This is a genomic window from Salegentibacter salinarum (genome assembly GCF_900168115.1).
GTDB lineage: Bacteria > Bacteroidota > Bacteroidia > Flavobacteriales > Flavobacteriaceae > Salegentibacter > Salegentibacter salinarum.
Genome location: NZ_FUZC01000003.1, coordinates 75,238 through 100,101 on the forward strand (window position 1 = coordinate 75,238; position 24,864 = coordinate 100,101).

Genomic DNA, 24,864 nt, shown 5'->3' on the forward strand with positions numbered 1-24,864 from the left:
ATGGTTTTAAAATAGTGATTATGCCTGAAAAGGATTTTATTTCAAAGCAATTTTCGAACAATATAGAGAAGGGAGAAGTCACCTGGCAATCTCCCAGTAATATCGCCCTGGTAAAATATTGGGGGAAAAGGGAAGGGCAAATTCCTGCCAATCCTTCGGTGAGTTTTACGCTGAATAATTGCAAAACCACCACAAAATTAGAATTTGAGAAGAAAGTAGAAAAATCTGTTTTTTTTGATTTTGAACTTTATTTTGAAGGAGAAAAGAAAGAAGATTTTAAACCGAAAATTCAGCAGTTTTTTGAGCGAATTGAAATTTATTGCCCGTTTTTAAAAGATTATCATTTTAAAATTTATACCGAAAATTCATTTCCGCATAGCAGCGGAATTGCTTCTTCAGCCAGTGGAATGAGCGCTCTGGCGCTTTGCATGATGAGTTTGGAAAAAGAATTGGGAGCTATACAAACCAATAATGAAGAATATTTCTTTAAAAAAGCTTCATTTTTAGCGCGATTAGGCTCGGGAAGCGCTTGCCGAAGCCTGCAAGGAGAGTTAATTGAATGGGGCGAACATAAGAATATCCCGGGAAGCAGTGATCTCTTCGGAATAAAATATCCTTTTGAAATTAATGAAGTTTTTAAAACTTTTCAGGATACAATTTTACTGGTAGATAAAGGCCAAAAACAGGTAAGCAGCAGCCTGGGACATAATTTAATGCACGGGCACCCTTTTGCTGAAAATCGTTTTGCCCAGGCTCATTCAAATTTAGATAAATTAAAGAAGGTTTTTGCTTCGGGAAATTTGGACCAGTTTATCGCCATAGTAGAAAGTGAAGCACTCACATTGCACGCCATGATGATGAGTAGCAATCCTTATTTTATTTTGATGAAGCCGAATACTTTAGAAATTATCAATAAAATTTGGGAATTCAGGGAAGCGACTAAAACACCTGTTTGCTTTACGCTGGATGCCGGTGCAAACGTGCATATTCTTTATCCCGAAGCAAATAAAGCAAAAGTTTTAGAATTCATTAAGAATGAGCTTGTTGTCTATTGCGAAAAAGGGCAGTATATTTGCGATGTTGTAGGAAAGGGAGCTGAAAAAGTTGTTCCTCAACAATAAGCTGAAAAACAGGATTTAATTATTATTCGTATTTTTAGCTAAAAGCATTGGCTAAACAAGTAGATTTTAAAAAGTTCGAACTGCTGGATTGGTTGAAAGACCTGGAAGATGAAAATGTTCTTAATGAGATAAGACTATTAAGGACAGGAACGAGGAATTCGACTTTGACAAGGAATGGGAGAATGGTTTTGACCGTTGAGGAAGTAAAAGCTTTGTCTAAAAAGCGTAAAAGTGAATGGTGGGGGAAGAAAAAATAATAATTTCTCGTGTAATTGTTTATTTAGATAAGCTTGTTCAAACAGTTTATCTAAAAGATTATTTTAGTTTTTTAGAATCAGAATTATGTTGGGGATATCTATGATTTTATAAATGAAATCTTCGGAGTTCCGGGCATTATGGGAGTCCAACTGATTTGAAGTTTTTAGGTGAGTTGTATATTTTTTATAAACCTAATAAGCGTACAACCTGGTATGTGTTTTTTAAAAAGCATCCATACTATCTGGTTACCACAATAATAAATAATTATTGTAAAGAAATAGCAAGTTTAAGTGAAGGCTAAAATTAAAGCTTCCATTGAATTAAAACATTAGAATATGAAAGGACCTTTATTTTATTCGAAAATTCTTCTTTTTGGAGAGTATGGAATCATCAAAGATTCCAAAGGTTTATCAATTCCTTATAATTTTTATAATGGAGCTTTAAAAGTAGATGAAGATCCTTCTGAAGCTGCTATTGCCTCTAACAAAAGTTTACGCCGATTTGCAGATTACCTTAGTGAACTTGAGCAAAACAACCCCGAGTTAGTGCAATTTGATATGGCTGCTTTAAATTCCGATATTAAAAAAGGCATGTATTTCGATTCTACGATTCCGCAGGGATATGGAGTTGGAAGTAGCGGTGCTTTGGTAGCGGCCATTTACGATAAATATGCTACCGGAAAAATTACTGTTTTAGAAAATCTTACCCGAGATAAATTATTAAAACTGAAAAAGATATTCGGGGAAATGGAATCATTTTTCCACGGAAAATCTTCAGGTTTAGATCCGCTTAACAGCTATTTAAGCATTCCAATTCTTATAAATTCTAAAGATAATATTGAGCCTGCCGGTATTCCGTCGCAGACAGAAAATGGCCAGGGCGCTGTATTTTTATTAGATAGCGGAAGCACCGGGGAAACCGGCCCTATGGTTGGCATTTTTATGGAAAATATGAAGCAAGAAGGCTTTCGGCAAATGCTAAAAGATCAGTTTGTAAAACATACCGATGCCTGCGTAGATGATTTCCTTAAAGGTGATGTAAAATCTTTATTCACCAATGTAAAAAGGCTTTCTCACGTAGTGTTGGATAACTTTAAACCTATGATTCCCGCACAGTTTCATAAACTCTGGAAACACGGTATAGACACGAACGATTATTACCTCAAACTTTGTGGTTCTGGTGGTGGTGGTTATATTTTAGGCTTTACAGAAGATATTGAAAAAGCCAAAAAAGCTCTTAAAGATTACAAATTAGAAGTGGTTTACAACTTCTAAATTTCACCCTACATGGCGTCTACTTCTAACAAGCGCTTATTGCTGAAAATGCTTAGTTTGTTTTCGGTGGTTCGTGGTTATAATATTCTTGTGCTTATAGTAGCGCAATACCTTACTTCGGCATTTATTTTAGCGCCAGAGTTGCCATTACGCGAAATTCTCTTTGACGATAACTTATTTTTTCTCATCCTGTCTTCAGCAACCGTAATCGCGTCAGGTTATATTATTAATAATTTCTACGACAGCGAAAAGGATTTGATTAACAGGCCTAAGAAAACAATGTTAGACCGGTTTGTAAGTCAGCGTACAAAACTTTCAGTTTATTTTATTCTTAATTTACTTGCTATCTTTTTTGCAAGTTATGTTTCGTTTAGAGCTGTAGTTTTCTTTTCAATCTACATTTTTGCAATCTGGCTGTATTCCCATCGTTTAAAACGAATATTATTCCTTGGAAACCTTGTTGCTTCCATTTTAACCATTACACCGTTTTTCGTGGTTTTTGTTTATTATAAAAATTTTGAAACAGTGATTTTTATTCACGCTACATTTCTGTATTTAATGATCGTGATGCGTGAATTAGTGAAAGATTTGGAAAACATGAAGGGGGATTTAATTCAAAATTATCAAACCATCCCCGTTGTTTATGGAGAGCGACTTAGTAAGCTTTTTCTTTCGGTCTTATGTATTTTGGCAATTGTTCCTATTTTGCTTTTAATCACTCGGTACGACACGGGTTATATGAATTATTATTTCTATGTATCCCTGTTGTTGCTGGTATTTTTTTTGTTGTTTCTTTATTTCAGCAAAGCAAAATGGCAATATTTATTGCTTCATAATATTCTTAAACTCATTATTGTAGTAGGTGTTTTCAGCATTCTGCTTATAGATATTCAAGAAGTATTCAACAGAGTATTCTAATCATTTTTATTTAAAAATTTATATGGAAAAAGATCATAACTATTTTCTGAAAAGAGCTATTCAATTAGCCGAAGAAGGAATAGATAAAGGCCAGGGCGGACCATTTGGAGCTGTAATTGTAAAAGATGGCGAAATTATAGCTGAAGCCAACAATAAAGTAACGGCCAGTAACGATCCTACTGCACATGCAGAAGTCGTTGCGATTAGAAAAGCCTGCGAAAAATTACAGGATTTTCAGTTGGAAAATTGTATTTTGTATACTTCCTGCGAGCCTTGCCCAATGTGTTTGGGTGCAATTTACTGGGCTCGTCCCAAAATGGTTTATTACGCATTAACCCGGGAAGATGCGGCTAAAATTGGTTTTGATGACCAGTTTATCTACGATGAAATCGCCCTTAAAATGGACGATCGTAGAATTCCTTTTGAAAATCTAATGCGTGCAGAAGGGCTTCCGGTTTTTCAAAAATGGGAAGCTAAGGGAGATCGGGTAGATTATTAACCTGCGGGTTTTCAATCAAAAAATAGCGATGAAATCTTTACACGAAATAGGATGCCACTATAAATCAATAGAGTACCTTTGCAAAAAATTAGCGACATGAGTAGAAACGATAAATCTAAAGGTGGAAAAGTTAGCGGAAGACAGGGTGGTGGATCATCTAAAAAGTCTATGGCCCGCGGCAATGCGCCTATAAAAAAGCAGCAGTCGGCTCCTAAAACCCCTTCCAAAACCGATGGAATTCGTTTAAATAAATATATCGCCAACGCTGGAATTTGTTCCCGCCGTGATGCCGATATCTTTATTTCTGCCGGAAATGTAACCGTTAATGGTAATGTGGTAACCGAAATGGGCTTTAAAGTAGCTCCAACCGATGAGGTGAAGTTTGATGGAAGAAGTGTAAATCCCGATAAGCCCGAATATTTTGTACTTAATAAACCCAAAGGGGTTTATGTTACCGGAAGTACCGAAAAAGGAGGTAAAACCGTAATGGATATTATGGCGAAAGCCACCAAAGCAAAGCTTGATCCTGTAGGAAAATTAGATACCCAGGCAATGGGACTTCTAGTTTTTACCAACGATGGTACTTTGGCCAAAAGACTTGGTAAACCACGAAACGGAATAAGGCAGATTTACCAGGTAAACCTTACCAAACCGCTTTCTGTAGAACATTTAGAGAAAATTAGAAATGGCGTTATCCTGGAAGACGGCAAGGTTAACATTCAGGATATTAGTTATATCGCTGAGAGGCCAAAGAACGAAGTTGGGATAGAAACCAATAGTACAAAAAATCATATAATTCAACGACTTTTTAAAAGTCAGGGTTATGAAGTTGAAAAACTGGATCGTGTAGTTTTTGGCGGACTTACAAAAAAAGACCTGCCAAGAGGCCGTTTTAGAAGACTTACAGATCAGGAAGTTATAAATTTGGGAATGCTTTAAAAAAAGTGATTCCGTATTAAGTTTTTTAATATTTTTGAACCGGATTAGGATTTTCCTTTTCCGGTTTTTTATTTAAATATTTTAATGCATACAATTAATTGACAGTATTTTATAACCTCATTCAACGGAAGTGCTCTCTGCTCTCCAATTTTATTTTATCTGAAACACTTTCAGACAACAAATCAATTAATTCAACTCACTTTCTTAACATTAATTTACCAGTCATTTCTTTTGATGCGAAAAATTAATGCCTAAATTTTTACCTTTAATATATAAACCAATCAATTGAATACGAAATACAGCGATTTAATAGACCAGACCTATTATTTTCCCCAGGAAGAGTTCACTCTGAAAGGCACCGAATTAAAATTTCACGACATAGATTTAATGGAGCTTGTAAAGCAATATGGCACCCCATTGAAATTCACCTATTTACCTAAAATTTCAGATAATATAGGACGGGCCAAAAAGTGGTTTGCAGATGCTATGGCAAAACACGATTATAAGGGAAGTTATAATTATTGCTATTGTACCAAAAGTTCACATTTTCAGCACGTTTTAAATGAAGCATTAAAAAATGATATTCATATTGAAACCTCCTCGGCTTTCGATATTAATATCGTAGAGCAACTTAAAAAATCGGGCAAAATTACCGATGACACCTATGTGCTCTGCAATGGCTTTAAACGGGATCAATACGTAGAAAATATTTCCCGTTTGCTGAATAACGGCCATAAGAATTGTATCCCAATTATAGATAATTACGAGGAAATTGATCTTTTAACCGGAAAAATTGAAGGGAAATTTCCTATAGGAATCAGGATTGCTTCAGAAGAAGAGCCAAAATTTGAATTCTATACTTCAAGGTTGGGTATAGGTTATAAAAATATTGTCCCTTTCTATAATAAACAGATAAAGGAAAACGACCAGGTTAGCCTGAAGATGTTACATTTCTTTATCAATACCGGAATTCGGGATACAGCCTATTACTGGAACGAATTACAGAAATGTTTACGCGTTTATATCAATTTGAAAAAAGTTTGTCCGGAATTAGATAGTCTGAATATTGGTGGAGGTTTCCCGGTAAAAAACTCGCTTCATTTTGAGTATGATTACGCCTATATGGTAGATGAAATTATCAATCAGATCACGCTTTATTGTGAAGAAGCTGAAGTTGACGTACCCAATATTTTTACCGAATTTGGAAGCTTTACCGTTGGCGAAAGTGGCGGTGCTATTTACGAGATTTTGTACCAAAAGCAACAAAACGATCGTGAAAAGTGGAATATGATAAATTCTTCATTTATTACCACTTTACCTGATACCTGGGCCATAAGCAAGAAGTTTGTAATGTTACCCGTAAACCGTTGGAACGATGAATACGAGCGTGTTTTACTTGGTGGTCTAACCTGCGATAGTGACGATTATTATAATTCAGAACAAAACGTAAATGCTATTTATCTTCCGAAGTATAAAAAAGAAAAACCGCTTTATATTGGGTTTTTTAATACCGGGGCGTACCAGGAAACTATTGGAGGCCACGGTGGCCTGCATCACTGTTTAATTCCACAGCCAAAACACATTCTTATAGATAAAGATGCAGCTGGAAATATAGAAACCAGTTTGTTTAGCCCTGAACAAAATGCCGATGATATGCTTAAAATACTGGGTTACAAGGAAAATAATTAATTTTTGATAAATTTATATAACCAACAACAACCAATTTAGTATTACAATGAATAAAAAGAATTACGCCGGAATATCAGATAAATATTCGCGAATAGACGAAGCGAAAGTGGTATTAATCCCGGTGCCGTACGATGGAACGAGTAGCTGGCAAAAAGGAGCAGATAAAGGTCCTGAAGCTTTCTTGGAAGCTTCAGAAAATATGGAACTTTATGATATTGAAACAAAATCTGAAGTCTATAAAAAAGGAATTTATCTTGCACCACCGGTAACCGAAGATTCTTCGCCAGAGAAAATGGTAGATACCGTTTATAAAACTGTAAAAAATTACATTAAACAAGAGAAGTTTGTTACTATTTTTGGGGGAGAACATTCTGTGTCCATAGGTACTATTAGGGCGTTTAATGAGAGTTTTGAAGATCTAACCATCGTGCAATTAGATGCGCATGCCGATCTTAGACCGGAGTATGAGGGTTCAAGTTGTAACCACGCTTGTGCCGTTCACGAGGCCAGTAAGAAAGCTAATTTAGTTCAGGTTGGAATTCGGTCTATGGATGTTTCTGAAGTAGAACATATGGACGAGAACCGGGTGTATTTCGCGCACGATCTTTACGAGGACTGGCAGGAGGATGCCATTGGACAAATGACACCAAATGTTTTTATTACCATAGATTTAGATGCGTTTGATCCTTCAATTTTACCATCTACAGGAACACCGGAACCGGGCGGACTTTTCTGGTATGAAACACTGGAATTCCTTAAAATGATGTTTAAAAAGAAAAATGTTGTAGGTTTTGATATTGTAGAGCTTTGCCCAAATAAAAACGAAAAATCATCAGATTTTCTCGCGGCGAAGTTGTATTACAAAATGTTGAGCTACAAATTTAAATACCAAAATTATAACGAAGAAGACGAAGATGAGTAAAGGAGCGATTTCCCAATTTATAGAAAAATATTATTTACATTTTAATTCCGCAGCGCTTGTTGATGCTGCAAAAGATTACGAAAAACAACTTGAAGGCGGCTCAAAGATGCTGGTTTCACTTGCCGGAGCAATGAGTACTGCTGAAATCGGTAAAATTTTTGCCGAAATGATTCGGAAAGACAAAGTTCATATTGTTTCCTGTACCGGCGCAAACCTTGAAGAAGATGTTATGAATTTGGTGGCTCATTCTCATTATAAAAGAGTTCCTCATTATCGCGATTTAACCGCGCAGGATGAATGGGATTTGCTTGAAAAAGGCCTTAACCGGGTGACCGATACCTGTATTCCGGAAGAAGAAGCTTTTAGAAGAATTCAGAAGCATATTGAGAAGATTTGGAAAGATGCTGAAGCCAATGGCGAACGATATTTTCCTCACGAATTCCTGTATAAACTATTACTTTCCGGAGTCTTGGAAGAACATTACGAAATAGATCTGAAAGATTCCTGGATGTATGCCGCAGCCGAAAAGAATTTACCAATGGTTGTTCCCGGTTGGGAAGATAGTACCTTAGGGAATATTTTCGCATCCTACGTGCTTAAAGGCGAATTGAAAGCCAGTACGATGAAATCGGGAATTGAATATATGACTTTCCTTGCCGATTGGTACACCAATAATTCTAAAGAGGGAATTGGTTTCTTCCAAATTGGTGGTGGAATTGCGGGCGATTTCCCAATTTGTGTAGTACCAATGCTATACCAGGATATGGAAAGAACCGATACTCCTTTTTGGAGCTATTTCTGCCAGATTTCAGATTCTACAACCAGTTATGGTTCTTATTCAGGAGCTGTTCCTAATGAGAAGATTACCTGGGGTAAACTTGATATAAACACACCTAAACATATTATAGAAAGTGATGCAACTATTGTGGCACCGTTGATATTTGCTTATCTGCTGGATATGTAATTAACAAATAATTATTAGAGATTAAAGCTGTTCAGAAATGCATTTAATGTATTATTGAACAGCTTTTTTTTGCCCGATTTTAAGTTAAGTTAAGATGAAAATATGAGTAGTAGTTGGATTGTATATGCCATTGGTTTTTTGGCCCAGCTTTTATTTTCTGCGAGATTAATAATGCAGTGGATAAAATCAGAAAAAACCCAAAAAATTGAAATTCCAACATTGTTTTGGAAACTTAGTCTTCAAGGGGCCGTTTTACTATTTATTTACGGGTATCTGCGAGACGATATAGCAATTATGCTCGGGCAATTCCTGGTATATGGTGGTTATTTTAGAAATCTCCAGTTACAGGGAGAGTGGGGAAAATCGGGAATAATGTTCAAGATTTATGTAATTGGTTTACCAATTCTAATCGCATTGTATATTATCTTTTTGGGGCAGTTAAACTGGGAAGATCTCATTAAGGGCGAAAATAACTCAACCTGGCTTATCATTCTGGGAGTTGTGGGCCAACTTATTTATACCACCCGCTTTGTTTATCAATGGATTCACGCCGAAAGAAACCACGAATCCGATTTACCGCTTAAATTCTGGATTATAAGCCTCGTAGGATCAATTCTTATTTTTGCCTACGGAATTTTTAGGGACGACCCCGTTTTAATCGCCGCACACTTTTTTGGAGGTATTGTTTATATCAGAAACTTATTTATAATAAGGAAGTCTGCGGAGTAGCTTGGGTTGAAAAAACTCCAAGATAAAAACTCCTATAACTACCACGTATTCAATAGTAATTAGCCAGAAATTTTCCTGAAATTCAGTATTAGCATAGGCAGAATAGCTTAAAATTACTAAAAGTGACCAAACTAAAGCAAACCTGAATTTAGTAAAAACCGAAAGTAAAAGGGGTGTGCCTATATACCAGGGATGCACTGTAGTTGCCAGAAAAAAGTATGCCGAAATTCCCAAAAGCATCGTAGTAAGAAGTTTTTCGGTTGAATCATTTTTTCTAAAAAAAGCGAGTCCGGCAAGTATAAGGATTACTATGAAGGGTAAAATCTTTCCTGCAGTTTCAATGATATTATAGCCTTTCAGCTGAAATCCAATCCATCTAATTACATAATACACACTCGCATTGAACTCAAATTTCTGAAACCAAAGCGCTATACTCGCTGAAAAATTATAAATTAATTCCGAAGAAATAAATGGTAGAAAACTAATTAAAACGGTAATTCCCACTATCAAATAATAGATTAATAACTTTTGAAAATTTAACTCTCGGGCCTGCCTTATTTTATTCTTAATTAATGCATTTTTAGGCAGGTTTTTAAAGCTTCTTTTCTTTAAAAAATAATTCCATAAAAGCGGTAAGAACAACAATGGAAGTAATTTTACTGAAACTGAAACTCCCAATAAAATCGCACTCCAAATCCATTTTTTTTTATGTAATAGGTATATCGACCAGATTAAAAAGAAAAGCATCACGCCTTCAAAATGCAAATTTCCGGTAAATTCAATAATGATAAATGGATTCAAAATAAACCAAAAAATCTGGTATGTTGGTAGGTCTAACGTTAGTAATAATTTACGGCCAAAATATAGAATTCCAAGATCAGCTAAACTGATTAAAAGTCGCATAACCACCACAGAACCCAGGATACTTTTTCCGCCTAATAAGACGGAAAAAGCAAAAAGCAACTGATTTACCGGCGGATAACTGGTAAAATTTCCCGCGCTTAAACTTCCCATTCCCTGATTTAATGCGTCTTTTAACCCAGCATTGGTGGAGAACTCATTTGGTACCGATAAATATGGGTTTAAACCTTCCAATATCAAATTTCCATCCCAGATAAAGCGATAAAAATCCTGTGAGAGGTTTGGTGTAGCTACAATAAAAATTAACCGGAACAGAACCGTTATAGCAGCCAAAAGCCAGAAATTGTTTTTTTCTAATTGGATAAGCTTAAAACTTATAAAAAATAACCCGGCATAAAGGCTTATCAATTTTATAAAATCACTTCGTTCAAGATCGTAACCGAAAGACCAATAAAAGGCAATCCCCGTTAAAACGAGGAGGAGGGAAAATTTATGATTTTTAAGAAAATTTGCCACGTTTTTTTTAAGTGAAATATGATTCGTCATCCTGAATTTATTTCAGGATCTAGGATGTGCTTTATCAATTCATATTAGAAGCTGAAACAAGTTCAGCTTGACGGAAACTAATATCCCAATTTAAATCCTAACCGATCTAAAAACCACAAACCCAAATCCAATAAACAGCATCAGGTGAAAAATGGCCAGGCTAAAATCGTTCAGCATAAAAGCGCTGTAGAGTCCGAAACCAAAATATAACCATAAGGCGAATTCTACGGCGATGCTCAGCGAGAATTTTTGTTGAATATATATATTGTTTTTCCAGGAATCTCTTAAAGAATTTACATTGAATTTAGGAGTCCTGATAAAAGCTGATTTTTTTCCGAAATGACCTTCCAAAACCGCTAGCGAATTATGAACCGAAAACCCCATCGCAACAGAGAAAAACGTAAAAAACATCCCGATAAAAGTCAGAAAACTCTTAAAACTGTTCCCGTGAATCTTTGCATAAGCCACATAATAGCATAAAAAGAAAATCACCGTACTTAGTAAAAAGAAAGCCACAAGGTTAAAATACCAACCAAACTGCGGATTGTTATTTTTAATGAATAAAACCGGAATACTCAAAACCGCTAAAACCAGTATCACTAAAAACATACTGGAGTTAAGAAGATGAAAAAAAGCGTGGAATTTAGTGCTAAATGGTACCGATTTATCTTTTAGCAGCTTTTTAAAATTCTTCCTAAAATTTTCTGCAGCACCTTTATTCCATCTAAATTGCTGGGAGCGGGCTGCACTAATCGCCACGGGTAATTCGGCCGGGGTTTCTACATCTTCTATGTATTTAAATTTCCATTTTTTGAGTTGCGCTCTATAACTTAGATCGAGGTCTTCGGTTAAGGTATCTCCGCTCCAGTTTCCGGCATCCAATATGCATTCCTTTCGCCATAATCCGGCGGTACCATTAAAGTTGATAAAATGCCCTCCAAAATTCCTTCCGGTCTGTTCCAGGATAAAATGAAAATCTAAAGCGAAAGCCTGAATTTTGGTAAGTAAAGAATAATCCCGATTTATATGTCCCCAGCGGGTTTGTACCATGCCAATTTCAGAATTTTTAAAATAAGGCACGGTTTGTAATAACCAGTCTTCTTGCGGTAAAAAATCCGAATCAAAAATCGCGATAAATTCGCCTTTAGCAATTTTTAAACCTTCTTTTAAAGCACCTGCCTTATAGCCGCTGCGGTCTTTGCGGGTAATGTGTAGTATATCGAGTCCGTCTTTCTGAAGTTCTACGACTAATGTTTTAATTTTTTCAACCGATTTATCGGTAGAATCATCCAAAACCTGGATTTCAAGTTTTTCACGAGGATAATTAATTTTTGCAATATTTTTCAGCAGGCGTTCAACTACATAGAGTTCGTTGTATAGTGGAAGTTGAATGGTTACAAAAGGAATTTCAGCAGGATTTTCCAGGTCAAATTTTTCCGAAGAATCTATCTCTTTTTTGGCTTTCAAATAATTCACTAACAATTGAAGCTGCGAAATACTGTAGAAGAAAATGAGCAGCAGCGCGAGCGTGTATATAATGATAATGGTAAGGTCCATTATTTGAAACTGTATTTAAATATCCAACCCAGGATTTTGATTCCTGCAAAGATAGCACCTTTCACAGTGCCCGAAACTTTTGAGGTGCCAATCCTATTTTTGTAATGGACGGGAACTTCGGTGTAAGAAAATCCTTTTTTAAGGGCTTTTAATTGCATTTCTACCGTCCAGCCGTAGGTTTTGTCCTGCATTTCGAGTTCCAGTAACTTATTGTATTTAATCGCTCTGAACGGACCCAGATCAGTAAAGCGGGCGTTGAAAAATAACTTCATCAACGAAGTCGCCAGCCAGTTGCCGAATATCTGTGGAAATGTCATCGAGCCTTTCTCGCGCCATTTTTTTACCCGGGAACCAATTACAAGCTCTTTATCTTTTTCAATAATTGGGGCAACAATTTTGGTTAATTCGGAAGGAAAATCGCTGTAATCGCCATCTAGAAAAACAATAATATCGGTTTTAGTTGATTGATATGAAATGTAATCCATTCCCTTTAAACAAGCGTAACCATAACCTTTTCTGGGTTCCTGAAGTACAGTTGCCCCGGCGTTTTTGGCGTTTTCTTCTGTAGCATCGGTAGAATTATTGCTTACTACAATTATTTCCTGAACAATCTCAGGAATTTCAGTAATCACCTTTGCAATGGATTCTTCCTCATTATAAGCCGGAATAATAACCCTGATTTTTGGAGACATTACTTCGATTTCTGGTTTACCAAATTCATTAAATCAACATCATTTCCCAGTAAAACTTCTTCAGAATTTATTCTTCCGTCTAAATCGTCGTTTTCAAGTTTTAGCACGCCACGTGGGCAAACTGCCGAGCAAATTCCGCAGCCAACACAACTTGAACGCACAATATTTTCACCCTTTTGAGCATATGCGCGAACATCAATTCCCATTTCGCAATAGGTAGAGCAGTTTCCACAAGAAATACATTGTCCGCCATTGGTAGTAATCCTGAATTTTGAAAAAAGACGTTGCTGCATTCCTAAAATCGCAGCCATTGGGCAGCCGTAACGGCACCAAACCCTGCTACCAAAAATCGGGTAAAATCCTACGCCAATGACTCCGGAAAAAACGGCTCCAATTAAAAAGCCATACCATTCGCGAAGCTGATAACCGGCAAAGAAGAAAATATTCCCGTTTCCGCTAAAATAATTAATACCGATAATTGCTAAAATCACAACCAGGTAACCAATAGCGCCATATTTAGCATCTTTCGCCAATTCTTTACGCTTAAAAATCATAATCACAGCAAAAAGGAGCGTGAGAAAACCCGCAGAACCCCCTAAGAACATATCCCGGGTAAGCCAGAATTCTTCTGAATTTTCACCTAAAAATGAATATAGAACAGCGATGCTCATTACCGTGACAAAAACCAAAACACTATGAATCACCCAACGCTCAATCTTCCAGGCATATTGCGATTTATTGGATAAGTGGCGATAAGGATCTCCGGCGGTTTCCGCAAGGCCGCCGCAGCCACAAACCCAGCTGCAGTACCAGCGTTTACCGTATTTGTAAGTTAAAATTGGAGTAATTACGAAGACAGAAATCAAACCAAAAGCCAGCATAAGCACGCCAATATTTCCTGCGGAAAGAAATTCATTGATCTTATAATCGGTAAACAAATCGTAGTTAAGTGGCCAGATATTAGCAGGATTGTAATAAGGCTGGTTAAGGCGAATTAAAATTTCAGGAAGCAAAAAAGCAAAACCTAACTGAAAGAACATCACCGAAAACGTACGAATTATTTCATACCGATTATGCCGATATTTTAAAATGAATTTATAACCAAAAATAAGAATGGCCACCGTGTAGAGCGTGCCATAAACAAACCACTGGCTGGCTGGATTCCCGCTAATTAACCGACTTAAAGGATCGAATAAAGCAATGATCCCGGTGTTGGCAGCATTTTCATTAAGTCCTAAATATTGTGGAAACCAGTACAACACCACGTAAAAAAGCGTAAGGCTAATACCCAGCACCCAGGCCCAAAATCCGCGGCCGGTAAGTGATTTAAACCAAACTCCGTCATTTTTTATTCCTTCGTGTTTGCCTAAATACAAATCGTTTGCAAAAATTATAGTTCCCAAAGTAATTAGTCCCAGAGAAATACTGAGAAATAAAACTTTATTCGGAAAATTCACATTTGCTATGGCAAGCACCAGGATAAAAAGCCCCACTAAACCAATCCCACTGGCCAGTCTTTGGGTTTTAGAAAGTTTTGCCGGTGCCTCTGCAGTGAGGGACATATTGTGTTCTAGTTTGCTCATATACTTTTGATAAAGTGGACTTTACGGTTTTAAAAACTTGTGAAGTCTGGATTTATTCTAAGAAAATGTTTTTGTCAAGTTTAAGGATTTCTGCTTGTCTTTGAGAATGAACATAGGAAAAGTTAGATTTATCATTAAAAAGTTCTATTACTTCATTCTCGCTTAGAAAGGAATTTTCTGATAAAATTATTCTTGAATAGGATGGATGTTTATAATTGACAAAATTATCAATGATTTTATGGTTTTTTGGATTTAGATCGATGTAAGGAATTAAGGTTTTAAGGTATTCTTCATTTTTAATGATTTTCCTTTTGAATCGGTCCTGAAATAAACTGCCCGAGCAGTTATGAGTTTTATTTATAGCCTTGGCATATGCATTAAATAAATTTGAAAAAGCTTTAGGAATTTTTAAATCAGGAAGATAAGTTTTTGTTTTTACCAAAATTTGAAAATGAATTTTTATCAAACAGTAGGCATAAATATTAGCTACAGGAATCAAAATGTTTTTCAATAATGCTGATGAAATAATTATAATTTTTTTCCTCGAAGAATATTGGTTGCTTATTATTGCCAAGGTTATATATGTGGTAATACTGTCTGCTGCAATTGGTTCATATTTCATGTTATAAGATATTTAGACCTCAAAGGTCTTCGATACCTGTGAGGTCTTTTACATTAAAATTCTTGTAAATTCTCTTTAAAACTCTTAAAAACCTCCTTCTCGTGTCGGGTGTAAAACTCGGGGTCAAAATTGGCTTGTTTCAGGTTAGCGAGCACATAATCTATTTTTCGATCTTCGGTAAGCCAGCGATCAAAAACGGGGTGGCGCATTCTAATTCCGAAGGTATTTATACCCAAGAATTTATTAGAATTCCGGTTAAAAGCAATAGTAATGCCTTTTGTATTGTCTTTATGCTGCCAGTAAAAATGCATTTCCTTTTCGCCGGGTTTTGCTGAAACCTGTCCGTAAGTCTGGTATTCAATATCAAAGAATTTAGCCGAATTAAACCAGTGTCCCGGTTTGTATTTCATCGCATTTCCGGTTAAAGTCTGTGCGAGTGTTTCGCCCATCATCCTGCCGGCATACCAAACCGCTTCAATAGGTTTGCGATGTGCAGGCGGTTGCTTTAGTTGAGCGCAATCCCCAATCGCGTATACATCTTTAAAACTAGTTTGAAGAAAATTGTCTACCAAAATTCCTCTGTCGGTTTCTAGTTCTGAATTTTTTAAAAAATCTATACTTGGTCTCACTCCGGTGCATAGTCCTACAAGCTGACATTCAATTTCTTCACCGGATTTTGTAGTTACCGCTTTTACCCTTCCGTTTTCATCGCTCATAATTTTATCGAGTTCGGTTTGATGCCGAAGGTCTACGCCGTGAGATTTAATATGTTCAGAAATTAATTGTGCATCCTGGATTGGCAACATATTATGCCAAAAAGCTTCTTCCCGAATTAAAAAAGTCACCTCAATATTTCGAGTTTTGAGCATTTCGGCGAGTTCCACGCCAATTAATCCACCACCGATAATTACGGCTTTTTTGCAGTTTTGGGTGTTTTCTTCGAGGAGTTCTAAATCCTGTTTAGAAATTAATCCCTGTACGCCTTTTAAATCCTGACCTTCCCAGCCAAATTTGTTATAAACTGAACCAGTTGCTAAAACCAGTTTATCATAATCCATTGTTTCTACGGAAGAAAAATGAAGCGTTTTTTCTTCAAAATTTATTTTATCTACCCAGGCTTTTTTCAGTTCAATCCGGTTTTTCTCCCAAAACCAATTTTCATAAGGCTTCAGGTGGTTCCACTTCATATGGCCCATATACACATACATCAAAGCGGTTCGGGAAAAGAAATAATCGCTCTCTGCGGAAATCACTGTAATTTTTGCATCAGAATTTTTCCTGATGTGCCGTGCACAGGTGATTCCTGCAATCCCGTTACCGATTATAACGATGTGTTCCATAATTCTTTAAACAGCTTTTATAACCTCTTTAAAAAGCGCAATCATATTTGGTTCTGCTTTCGCGGCCATTGCAATAATTTCGTCAATATTTACCGGTTTTAAATTATCGGGATCACCTTCGTCTGTAATTACTGAAATAGCTGAAACCGGTAATTTTAAATGGTTGGCCACAATAATTTCAGGAACTGTACTCATTCCCACCGCATCTGCGCCTAAAACCTGAAGCATTCTATATTCGGCGCGGGTTTCCAACTGCGGACCTAAAAGTGCAGCGTAAACACCTTTATGAAGTTTGATTTCTTGCTTTTTAGCGATTTCTTCGAATAAAATATTCATTTCAGCATCATAAGGTGCACTCATATCAACAAAACGTTCGCCCAATTGAGAAACTCCTTTAAAAGCAAGCGGTGAATCTCCCAGTAAATTAATATGATCGTCAATTAACATAAGCTCTCCTTTTTTGTACTTTAAATTAACCGATCCAGAAGCATTGGAAACAAGTAGTTTTTTAATGCCAAGTTGATGCATAATTCGAACCGGGAAAGTTACATCTTGCATACTGTAGCCTTCGTACATATGGAAACGCCCCTGCATTACCATTACTTTTTTCCCGGCCAGTTCTCCAAAAATCAGTTTTCCCTTATGAAATTCTACCGTTGCTGCGGGAAAATGCGGAATATGGTTGTAACTAACTTCAACTTTTATCTGAATTTCATCTAGAAGCTGACCTAAGCCTGTACCAAGAATAATCCCTATCTCCGGATTCTCAAATCCTTTATCTTTTAGATATTTAGTTGTTTCCTGTATATCTTTAATCATATTTATCTATTGAAAAATTGCTGAAAATCTTTGTGATCTTGTATGTCTGAATAGTAATCTACATCGTTCCTGGCTTCCAATAAGGCAAAATCCCGATTTTTGAGGTCTTTTAAAGTTTCTTCTAAAACAAAAGCGGTTCCCCAATCTTTTTCTTCAAAAACTTCCGGAATTAATTTATTCATTCCCAGTAAATAATAACCACCATCTGTAGCAGGACCAATCACTGCTTCTTTTTCTGCTAAAATCTTAAAGGCATTTTCAAGATCATGCTGCTGTAAATCGTAAAGATCGCTGCCAATAATTATAATATTTTTATAGCCGTTTCTAAAACCATCTTTAAACGCATTCTTCATTCGTTCGCCTAAACCTTTTCCCTGCTGACTTTTCTTAGAATAGATATAAGGATTCCAAATATCGTCTTCAGCAATTGTTTCAGAATAATAAATCTCTTTGCAGACTTTCAGGTTCTCTGTAACTGAAACCGTGTGTTGCAGTAAGAAATTATAGATAATAAAAGCAGTTTTATCGCCTACATCTTTTGCTAACCTGGTTTTTACCTTCCCCGGTTCAGGGTTCCTGGTAAAGATAATCAATAAATTATCAGCTGAATTTAAACTCAAAATTGTAATTTATTTAAGATTTAAAAATTAGGCAACCGTTCCCTGGCAGCTACTTCCGGCTCCGGCGGTACAACCATAACAATGTTGTGAAATCCTTATTTCGCGGTCGTTGAGCAAGTCTTCGTTGTATTCGCTAATATGCTGAACTTTACTTTTTACTTTTAATTCCAACATCTGATTAAAATCGCAATCGTAAAGCCAGCCATCCCAGCTTACTGAAATGGTGTTGGTACACATTACGCTCTCTACCGCAGCAGGATTATAAGCATCTACAAGCGCATACATGTAATCTTGGTAATTTTCTGAAGCGATTAAATACTCGAGGAATCGGCTGATGGGTAAATTGGTAATAGCAAACAAATTATTAAAATCTATATTGAAATCTTCCTTTAGTGCTTCTTTAAAATCCTTTTCTAATTCTCCCTGTTTTGCCGGTAAAAAGGCCCCCGCAGGATTGTAAACCAGGTCTAATTTGAGTCCGCTGCCCTGTTGGGCATAACCCACTTCATTGAGCATTTGTAAAGCCTTAATAGATTTGTCAAAAACACCGCTGCCACGTTGTTTATCGGTTTTTTCCCTTTTATAAAACGGAAGCGAAGAAGCTACGTGTACATTATATTTTTTGAAGAATTCCGGTAAATCGTGGTATTTCTTGTTTGCCAGAATAATGGTGAGGTTAGAGCGAACAATAAAATCTTTAATCCCTGCTTTTGAAGCTTCTTCTACAAACCAGCGAAAATTTGGGTTCATCTCCGGGGCTCCACCGGTGAGGTCTAAAGTATGGGCTTTTGTAGTTTTTATAACCTCCAGACATTGTTGCATGGTTTCTTTAGTCATAATCTCCTTTCGGTCTGGACCGGCATCTACGTGACAATGCGAGCAAACCTGGTTGCACATATACCCCAAATTAAGCTGAAGAACCTCCAGTTTCTTAGGTTTTAGCGGAAAATTACCGCTTTCAGCAATTTTATCTTTAAAAAGAGGAAGTTTCCCCTCTCTAAAAATTCCGTTGCTTAAAAAGGCAAGTTGATTTTCGGGTTTTGAAAGATCGTTTTTTCTAGCCGATAAAGATTTTAATAAAGCCATTCAGAAATTACTTTTGGTACTGTTTCAGAAGAAAATGATTTTTAAAATATAGTATTCAGCAGAAAAACTTATATACTTAATTTATCATATTTATTCATCATTTGTACACCGTGAACTAAAGTAGCTCCGCTTTCTATTGCAGCGCCGGCGTGTACGGCTTCCATCATTTCTTCTTTGGTGATTCCTCTTTGAAGGCCGTCTTTGGTATAAGCATCAATACAATAAGGGCATTTTACAACATGGGAAACGGCAAGAGCTATAAGTGATTTTTCGCGGGCAGAAAGAGCGCCTTCCTCAAAAACTTTTCCGTAGTAATCAAAAAATTTATTTCCTAATTCTTCACTCCATTCGGTTATTTCCCCGAATTTTCTCAAATCATCCGGATTATAGTAAGTCTTAGACATCGTGTAGCAAATTTAATTTATACAATTTTTGTCTAAAATATCTATTAAAACTTACTTACCCAATGAATGTTTGGTTTAATAAGGGAAGATTTGAACTTTGAGAATTTAATAGGGAGTTGGCAGTTACTCCTTTTTTAGTGTTTTAATTATTTTTTTTACAAAAAATGTGGACACAATAATTATTGCCAATGCTTCAAGGCCCAGAAGAAGAAAAATAATATCCATAGTATTGGTATATTTGGGACCTGACCTGGGTAGGAGAGGACGCGGTTAATAATTATGTAAATAACTGATTGTTAATTCGTTTTGCTTGCCACTTTTGAGATAATTATTACGGTTTATGAGGCTATATCAAGAGCATTTATGTATTTTGAGCTTGAATTTAGGTACACTGTTTAACGTAATATCTATTTATTTTTATTTAAAAACGATTTGTTAATGGCTTATACTGCTATTTGCAATGGATATTCTAACTTTACAGAAATCCAACGAATGTTAAATCGTTTCGTTTTTATTTAAAATAAAACTAATATTAAGTTTTAAAATTCGAATTAAAAGGGGCTTCCCAACGTAGTTTATGAGGATAAATGTAAAAACCTTACCAGTAGATGAAATTATTCAGGATATTTCTGAGAACCTTAATGCACCAGTTCAAAATGGAAGTGGAGAATATACCATAGAACTTCCAAAAGAAGTTGGGGAAGGCTTTATTAGGGGAATAAGTTTTGACTCCGGAATGGGATTTATATCCTACAACTGTAAGTTTTATGAAGATGTAGAAATTCATTTCGCCCTAAATACGGTCCATCCTTTAAAATTCATTTTTTGTTCAGCCGGGTCCATAGGACATTCTTTCCAGGATTCAGAAAAAATAAATGAAATAAAAGCTTACCAAAATATCATTGTTTCCAGTAGCGGATATAATGGCCACGTTCTTTTTTTTAAAGCTAACGAAGCAACACATATTTCAAGCCTTGAAATTATCAGGTCGGTTTTTGCGCATAGACGTAATTACGATTTTCAGGATCTTGAACCAACATTAAAGGAGTTATTTCAAGATGCAGTGGCAGAGAGGCAGTTTTTCTACCAGGGAAACTATAGTATTAAAGCTGCCGATATTATGAATGAGATAAATACTAAGGAATTTAGCGGTTTCTTAAGATTGCTTTATCTGGAAGCTAAGACTTTTCAAATGCTTGTTATTCAAATTGCCCAATATGAAGACGATGAAGATGGCGATAAACTTCCGCAAATACTGAGACAATCTGATATTGAAAAGGTAGATTACGTTGTAAAGCGTATTCAGGGAGATTTAGGAAGTAATTTAACGGTTGAATCCCTGGCAAAAGAAGCAGGAACGAACGTGAATAAACTTCAGGAAGGTTTTAAATATGTTTACGATCTTACCGTGAATAAATATATGCAGCATAAAAAGCTGGAAGCCGCAAAAGAAATGCTAATGACTTCAGAAAAGAATATTTCCGAAATTGTAACCGCGATTGGTCTTAATAATAGAAGTTATTTTTCTAAGATATTTAAAGAAAAATACGGGGTGAATCCAAAGTATTTTCTAAAAACGAGAAAGAAGGAGGTTGATTAATCTTAGGATTAAATTCTTTCTGTGGCTAATGCCTGTTTCCAACCTTACTAAAAACATTAGAATTATAAATTTTTTTATAGAAATAGACACCAGACCCTGAAATTTCCATGATAAGCGATTCATGAAAGTTTGGTCGAAGAATTTTGGGTAACCTCCACACAGAGATCTTTTGTGTATTCATAAGCAATTTAATTCTACCTCAAAAATTGGAAAGATAAAATTTACAGATAAGTTGTTGATCTTATAAAAGTATTATAGTTCCTAAAATCTTTCGGCTTGAAATTAACCATTTACTTCTTTAATTGGGTGGTTTAATGAACAACTCATCTTTTCTCTTTATTTACCATTATACACCAGCACTTTTCTCCAATCAAAGTAATAGGACCCTTATATTTTCTGTTTTTTTCCTGAAACCTTAGAGATCGGTTCATAGTAAGAGTTGAGGCAGTAAGATTTTGATCTCCTTCCTAAAGTTTTCTTAAAGTAAAAACAATATTAATTTGATTTACTGTTAATAATTAATTAAAAAAATTAGTTAAGTTAATTTACTTCTTGTTATTTTAGCTTAAACAATTAGGATTATGATAGTCATTTTAACTATATGGGGGTGTTTTTCCGAAAACATTCTGAAATAAATAGTTGACGTTTCTATTGTTTAACTAATTTTTATATTTTAAATGCGCTGTTGAAGCGTGAAATTCTAACTAAAACTAATTACACATGGGTAAAAAATTATTATTCCTGCTTGGATTAATGTTTTTTTCATTTAATCAAAACTTAATTGCGCAGGAGCAAACAGTGACAGGGACAGTAACAGATTCTGAAAATGGAATGCCATTGCCAGGAGTTACTGTGCTGGAGAAAGGAACCAGTAATGGAACCTCTACAGATTTTGACGGAAATTATTCATTGGAGGTGCCAGAGGATGCTACTTTAGTTTTTTCTATGGTAGGTTTTATGTCTCAGGAGATTCCGGTAAGTGGGCAAAATTTAATCAATTTAGAACTTTCTCCCGATACCGAAGCATTAGATGAGGTAGTGGTAACTTCTCTTGGTCTAACAAGGGAAAAAAAATCATTGGGTTACGCTGTAACCGAGTTAGACTCTGAAGAGGTGAATACCGTAAAAGATTATAACGTTGCCAGTTCGCTTGTAGGAAAGGTAGCAGGTTTAGTTGTTAACCAGGCTAGCGGAGTAGGTTCTGGATCGCGTATTACCATACGAGGAAATAATACCTTAACAGGGAATAACCAGGCGCTGATAGTGGTAGATGGAATCCCTATTGATGCCTCCGGAAATGAGTCTGGTGGGAGCATTTACAATAGTACCGTGACTGGTGGAGGAATTACAGATATTAACCCCTCTGATATCGAATCTATCTCGGTGTTAAAAGGTCCAAACGCTGCGGCGCTTTATGGCTCGAGAGCAGCAAGTGGGGTGATTTTAATTACTACTAAGAAAGGAACAAGAGGTGCCGGTTTAGGTATTTCTCTTAATTCGAATATCTCAGTAGAAGAAACTATGTTTTTACCAGATTTTCAGAATGAATATGGCCAGGGTACAAATGGAGCTGTTTATGCAGATTTAGAAAATTTCGGCTCTAATTCCTGGGGGCCTAGATTAGATGGTTCTCAGCAATTATACTATACGGGAGAGGAGCGTGCATATAATGCCCAGCCTGAGAATGTGGAGAATTTCTTTGAAAATGGAATTAAGAGCATTAACACCATTGCAATGGATCAGGGTGGTGAAAATCATAGTGTGAGATTTTCTTATACTAATAATCAAACGACTTCGGTTATTCCAAATTCTGAACTTCATAGTCATAACCTAAACCTTAGAGGGGTAATAGATCTTGCAGATAAATTAACACTGGACAGTAAAGCTACTTATTTTACTCAAGAACTTGAGAATAGGGTAAATGTAGGTACCGAAGGTGTTTTAGCGTATGTATATAGTATGCCAAGAAACGTTGCTATAGATGATTTAAAAAGATATAAGCCTTCTTTATGGAGTAATCCTGATATGTTTCCAGACGAATATGGGGCCATAAGTTATGCCGGGCAGAACAAGAGTATTGGTAACCCATACTGGATGTTAAACCAGGATACTAACGACGAGCGCAGGGATCGTTTTCTAGGTTTCTCTAAACTAAATTATGAGTTTAACGATTGGCTTTCAGCCTTTATTAGAATTGGGGGAGATGTGACTAATGTTAGAACAGAAAGTATTCAGGATTTTGGACATCATTTCTTTTATGATGGCCGTTTAAACTTTGCTAACCGTAAGAATGTTGAAATTAATAGTGACTTCTTAATAACGGCAAATAAAGATCTTACCGAAACTTTAAACCTAGTGGCTAACGTTGGTGGTAGTTTATCTAAACGAACTTTTGAAGGAATGAGTGTTAGTGGAAATCAATTTAGATTGCCTTCACGTGCATTTTTAAATAATACCAATGTACAAACCAGTACACATACTCCACTAGGAGTTAAAAAGATAAATTCATTATATGGTTCTTTTAGTTTCTCTTATGATGATTTTATGTATTTAGACTTAACAGCCAGAAACGACTGGTCGTCTACGTTAAGTGAAGACAACCGTTCCTTCTTTTATCCTTCGGTAAGTTATTCACTTTTGGTAAACCGCTTTATAGATCCAGACAGAAACTTCCTTGATATGCTAAAACTAAGAGCTAGCTGGGCAGAAGTTGGAAATGATACTGATGTTTATCAATTATACCAAACCTTTAGTGTACCACAACAAGGGTATTTAGGTTTAACGGTTTTAGAAGGGCCAAGTGTGAAATTAAATCCTGATCTAAGACCAGAAAGTGTAAAGTCTACTGAATTTGGAGTAGAATTTAATATGTTTAAAAATCGTTTTTATGGTGATTTTTCAATTTATGAGATCGTAACCAACGACATGATTTTCAATGTGCCGGTGCCTTTTGCAACAGGTTTTAGTTTCTTTAAAGAAAATGTTGGGGAAGTAAAAAACAACGGATTTGAAATTATGCTTGGAGGGGTGCCTATCCAGAATGAGAACTTTAGATGGGATATTTCTGCAAATATGTCAAGAAATAAAAATGAACTGGTAGAGTTAATTGATGGTTTAGATTATACCGTGTTAAACTCGTTAGGAGACTTATCTGTTAGAGCAGAAGTTGGTGGAGGAATTGGTGATATTTATGGAACAACCTGGAAGACTGATGACAATGGTGAAAGAGTAGTAAATGCTGAAGGTTTTCCCGTAGCTTCTAATGAAAGAGAAAAACTAGGGAATGCCCAACCAGATTTTATTGGCGGTTTAACGAATACCTTTACTTATAAAAACTGGAATTTGAGATTTCTTGTAGACGGCAGATTTGGAGGTGAAATTTACTCTGCTACTTCATCCTATCTTGATGCAGCCGGTGTTTCTGAAAGAAGTTTAGAATTCAGAGATGATGGAATAACCATAGACGCGATTAATGAAGGTACAGGAGAACAAAATGATATCCAGATCTCAGGACAACAATACTGGAGCAATTACTCCGATATTACTTCCAACTATGTTTACGATCAAACCAATGTAAGATTAAGGGAATTTGCCTTAACTTACAGGTTGCCAGGGGAATCTATAGATAATATAGGTTTAACTTCTGCATCGGTTGGTTTAATTGGTAGAAATTTATTCTTTATCTACCGAGCAGCTGAGGATATTGATCCTGATGCTTCAATTGGGACAGGACTTTCTGGACAGGGTATTTCCCTTAACAATGCACCAACTATACGTAGTCTTGGTTTAAACATAAATATTAAATTTTAATAAAATATAAT

At 36.0% G+C, this 24,864-nt stretch carries 22 protein-coding genes; 12 read left to right on the top strand and 10 right to left on the bottom strand.

Features of this window, described 5'->3' with window-relative positions:
- Nucleotides 1–20: 20 nt before the first annotated feature.
- The 10 genes from B5X53_RS04995 to B5X53_RS05040 all read left to right on the top strand — a co-directional run bounded on the left by B5X53_RS04995 (nt 21) and on the right by B5X53_RS05040 (nt 9,313).
- Nucleotides 21–1,121 (top strand): diphosphomevalonate decarboxylase, encoded by a 1,101-nt coding sequence (locus B5X53_RS04995; protein ID WP_079712146.1) that lies wholly within the window; start codon nt 21–23, stop codon nt 1,119–1,121.
- Between the two features lie 47 nt (nt 1,122–1,168).
- Nucleotides 1,169–1,378 carry a hypothetical protein gene (locus tag B5X53_RS05000; protein WP_079712147.1) on the top strand — a complete coding sequence of 70 codons (210 nt, stop codon included), beginning with the start codon at nt 1,169–1,171 and terminating at the stop codon, nt 1,376–1,378.
- Nucleotides 1,379–1,714: 336 nt separating this feature from the next.
- Nucleotides 1,715–2,653 (top strand): mevalonate kinase family protein, encoded by a 939-nt coding sequence (locus B5X53_RS05005; protein ID WP_079712148.1) that lies wholly within the window; start codon nt 1,715–1,717, stop codon nt 2,651–2,653.
- A 12-nt stretch (nt 2,654–2,665) separates the two neighbouring features.
- Complete coding sequence (locus B5X53_RS05010; protein WP_079712149.1) at nt 2,666–3,571, top strand: geranylgeranylglycerol-phosphate geranylgeranyltransferase; 906 nt, start codon at nt 2,666–2,668, stop codon at nt 3,569–3,571.
- Between the two features lie 22 nt (nt 3,572–3,593).
- The gene (locus tag B5X53_RS05015) at nt 3,594–4,070 is read left to right on the top strand and encodes a nucleoside deaminase (RefSeq protein ID WP_079712150.1); all 477 of its coding nucleotides are present in this window, start codon (nt 3,594–3,596) and stop codon (nt 4,068–4,070) included.
- A 96-nt stretch (nt 4,071–4,166) separates the two neighbouring features.
- Nucleotides 4,167–5,009: a pseudouridine synthase gene (locus tag B5X53_RS05020; protein ID WP_079712151.1), complete on the top strand. Its 843-nt coding sequence runs from the start codon at nt 4,167–4,169 to the stop codon at nt 5,007–5,009.
- A gap of 285 nt (nt 5,010–5,294) precedes the next feature.
- Nucleotides 5,295–6,698 (top strand): arginine decarboxylase, encoded by a 1,404-nt coding sequence (locus tag B5X53_RS05025; protein WP_079712152.1) that lies wholly within the window; start codon nt 5,295–5,297, stop codon nt 6,696–6,698.
- 46 nt (nt 6,699–6,744) lie between these two features.
- A complete protein-coding gene (speB, locus tag B5X53_RS05030) occupies nt 6,745–7,620 on the top strand; it encodes an agmatinase (protein ID WP_079712153.1) in 876 nt (291 codons plus the stop codon).
- A complete protein-coding gene (locus B5X53_RS05035; RefSeq protein ID WP_079712154.1) occupies nt 7,613–8,584 on the top strand; it encodes a deoxyhypusine synthase family protein in 972 nt (323 codons plus the stop codon). The genes speB and B5X53_RS05035 overlap by 8 nt, the downstream gene beginning before the upstream one ends.
- A gap of 102 nt (nt 8,585–8,686) precedes the next feature.
- Nucleotides 8,687–9,313, top strand: a complete 627-nt coding sequence (locus B5X53_RS05040) for a lipid-A-disaccharide synthase N-terminal domain-containing protein (RefSeq protein WP_079712155.1) — start codon at nt 8,687–8,689, stop codon at nt 9,311–9,313.
- Here the strand turns inward: B5X53_RS05040 and B5X53_RS05045 are convergent.
- The 10 genes from B5X53_RS05045 to B5X53_RS05090 form a co-directional block, all read right to left on the bottom strand.
- Nucleotides 9,284–10,720 carry an MptA/MptB family glycosyltransferase gene (locus tag B5X53_RS05045; RefSeq protein WP_079712156.1) on the bottom strand — a complete coding sequence of 479 codons (1,437 nt, stop codon included), beginning with the start codon at nt 10,718–10,720 and terminating at the stop codon, nt 9,284–9,286. The genes B5X53_RS05040 and B5X53_RS05045 overlap by 30 nt on opposite strands.
- A gap of 90 nt (nt 10,721–10,810) precedes the next feature.
- On the bottom strand, nt 10,811–12,277 hold the full coding sequence (locus B5X53_RS05050; protein WP_079712157.1) for a cellulose synthase family protein: 1,467 nt from the start codon (nt 12,275–12,277) through the stop codon (nt 10,811–10,813).
- Entirely contained in the window at nt 12,277–12,969 is a 693-nt protein-coding gene (locus B5X53_RS05055) for a glycosyltransferase family 2 protein (protein ID WP_079712158.1), read from the bottom strand. Before B5X53_RS05055 ends, B5X53_RS05050 begins: the two co-directional genes overlap by 1 nt.
- On the bottom strand, nt 12,969–14,552 hold the full coding sequence (locus B5X53_RS05060; RefSeq protein WP_079712159.1) for a 4Fe-4S binding protein: 1,584 nt from the start codon (nt 14,550–14,552) through the stop codon (nt 12,969–12,971). The genes B5X53_RS05055 and B5X53_RS05060 overlap by 1 nt, the downstream gene beginning before the upstream one ends.
- Before the next feature lie 52 nt (nt 14,553–14,604).
- Nucleotides 14,605–15,174 (bottom strand): hypothetical protein, encoded by a 570-nt coding sequence (locus B5X53_RS05065; protein ID WP_079712160.1) that lies wholly within the window; start codon nt 15,172–15,174, stop codon nt 14,605–14,607.
- 53 nt (nt 15,175–15,227) lie between these two features.
- Nucleotides 15,228–16,514 carry an NAD(P)/FAD-dependent oxidoreductase gene (locus B5X53_RS05070; RefSeq protein WP_079712161.1) on the bottom strand — a complete coding sequence of 429 codons (1,287 nt, stop codon included), beginning with the start codon at nt 16,512–16,514 and terminating at the stop codon, nt 15,228–15,230.
- A gap of 6 nt (nt 16,515–16,520) precedes the next feature.
- Entirely contained in the window at nt 16,521–17,333 is an 813-nt protein-coding gene (locus B5X53_RS05075) for a purine-nucleoside phosphorylase (protein ID WP_079712162.1), read from the bottom strand.
- A gap of 2 nt (nt 17,334–17,335) precedes the next feature.
- Nucleotides 17,336–17,953 (bottom strand): TIGR04282 family arsenosugar biosynthesis glycosyltransferase, encoded by a 618-nt coding sequence (locus B5X53_RS05080; RefSeq protein WP_079712163.1) that lies wholly within the window; start codon nt 17,951–17,953, stop codon nt 17,336–17,338.
- 27 nt (nt 17,954–17,980) lie between these two features.
- A complete protein-coding gene (gene arsS / locus B5X53_RS05085) occupies nt 17,981–19,039 on the bottom strand; it encodes an arsenosugar biosynthesis radical SAM (seleno)protein ArsS (RefSeq protein ID WP_079712164.1) in 1,059 nt (352 codons plus the stop codon).
- A 68-nt stretch (nt 19,040–19,107) separates the two neighbouring features.
- Nucleotides 19,108–19,443, bottom strand: coding sequence for an arsenosugar biosynthesis-associated peroxidase-like protein (locus B5X53_RS05090; RefSeq protein WP_079712165.1), 336 nt, complete (start codon nt 19,441–19,443; stop codon nt 19,108–19,110).
- A 577-nt stretch (nt 19,444–20,020) separates the two neighbouring features.
- Between B5X53_RS05090 and B5X53_RS05095 the strand changes: the two genes are divergently transcribed.
- Nucleotides 20,021–21,043, top strand: coding sequence for a helix-turn-helix domain-containing protein (locus B5X53_RS05095; RefSeq protein ID WP_079712166.1), 1,023 nt, complete (start codon nt 20,021–20,023; stop codon nt 21,041–21,043).
- A 720-nt stretch (nt 21,044–21,763) separates the two neighbouring features.
- Complete coding sequence (locus B5X53_RS05100) at nt 21,764–24,853, top strand: SusC/RagA family TonB-linked outer membrane protein (RefSeq protein ID WP_079712167.1); 3,090 nt, start codon at nt 21,764–21,766, stop codon at nt 24,851–24,853.
- Nucleotides 24,854–24,864: the final 11 nt, after the last annotated feature.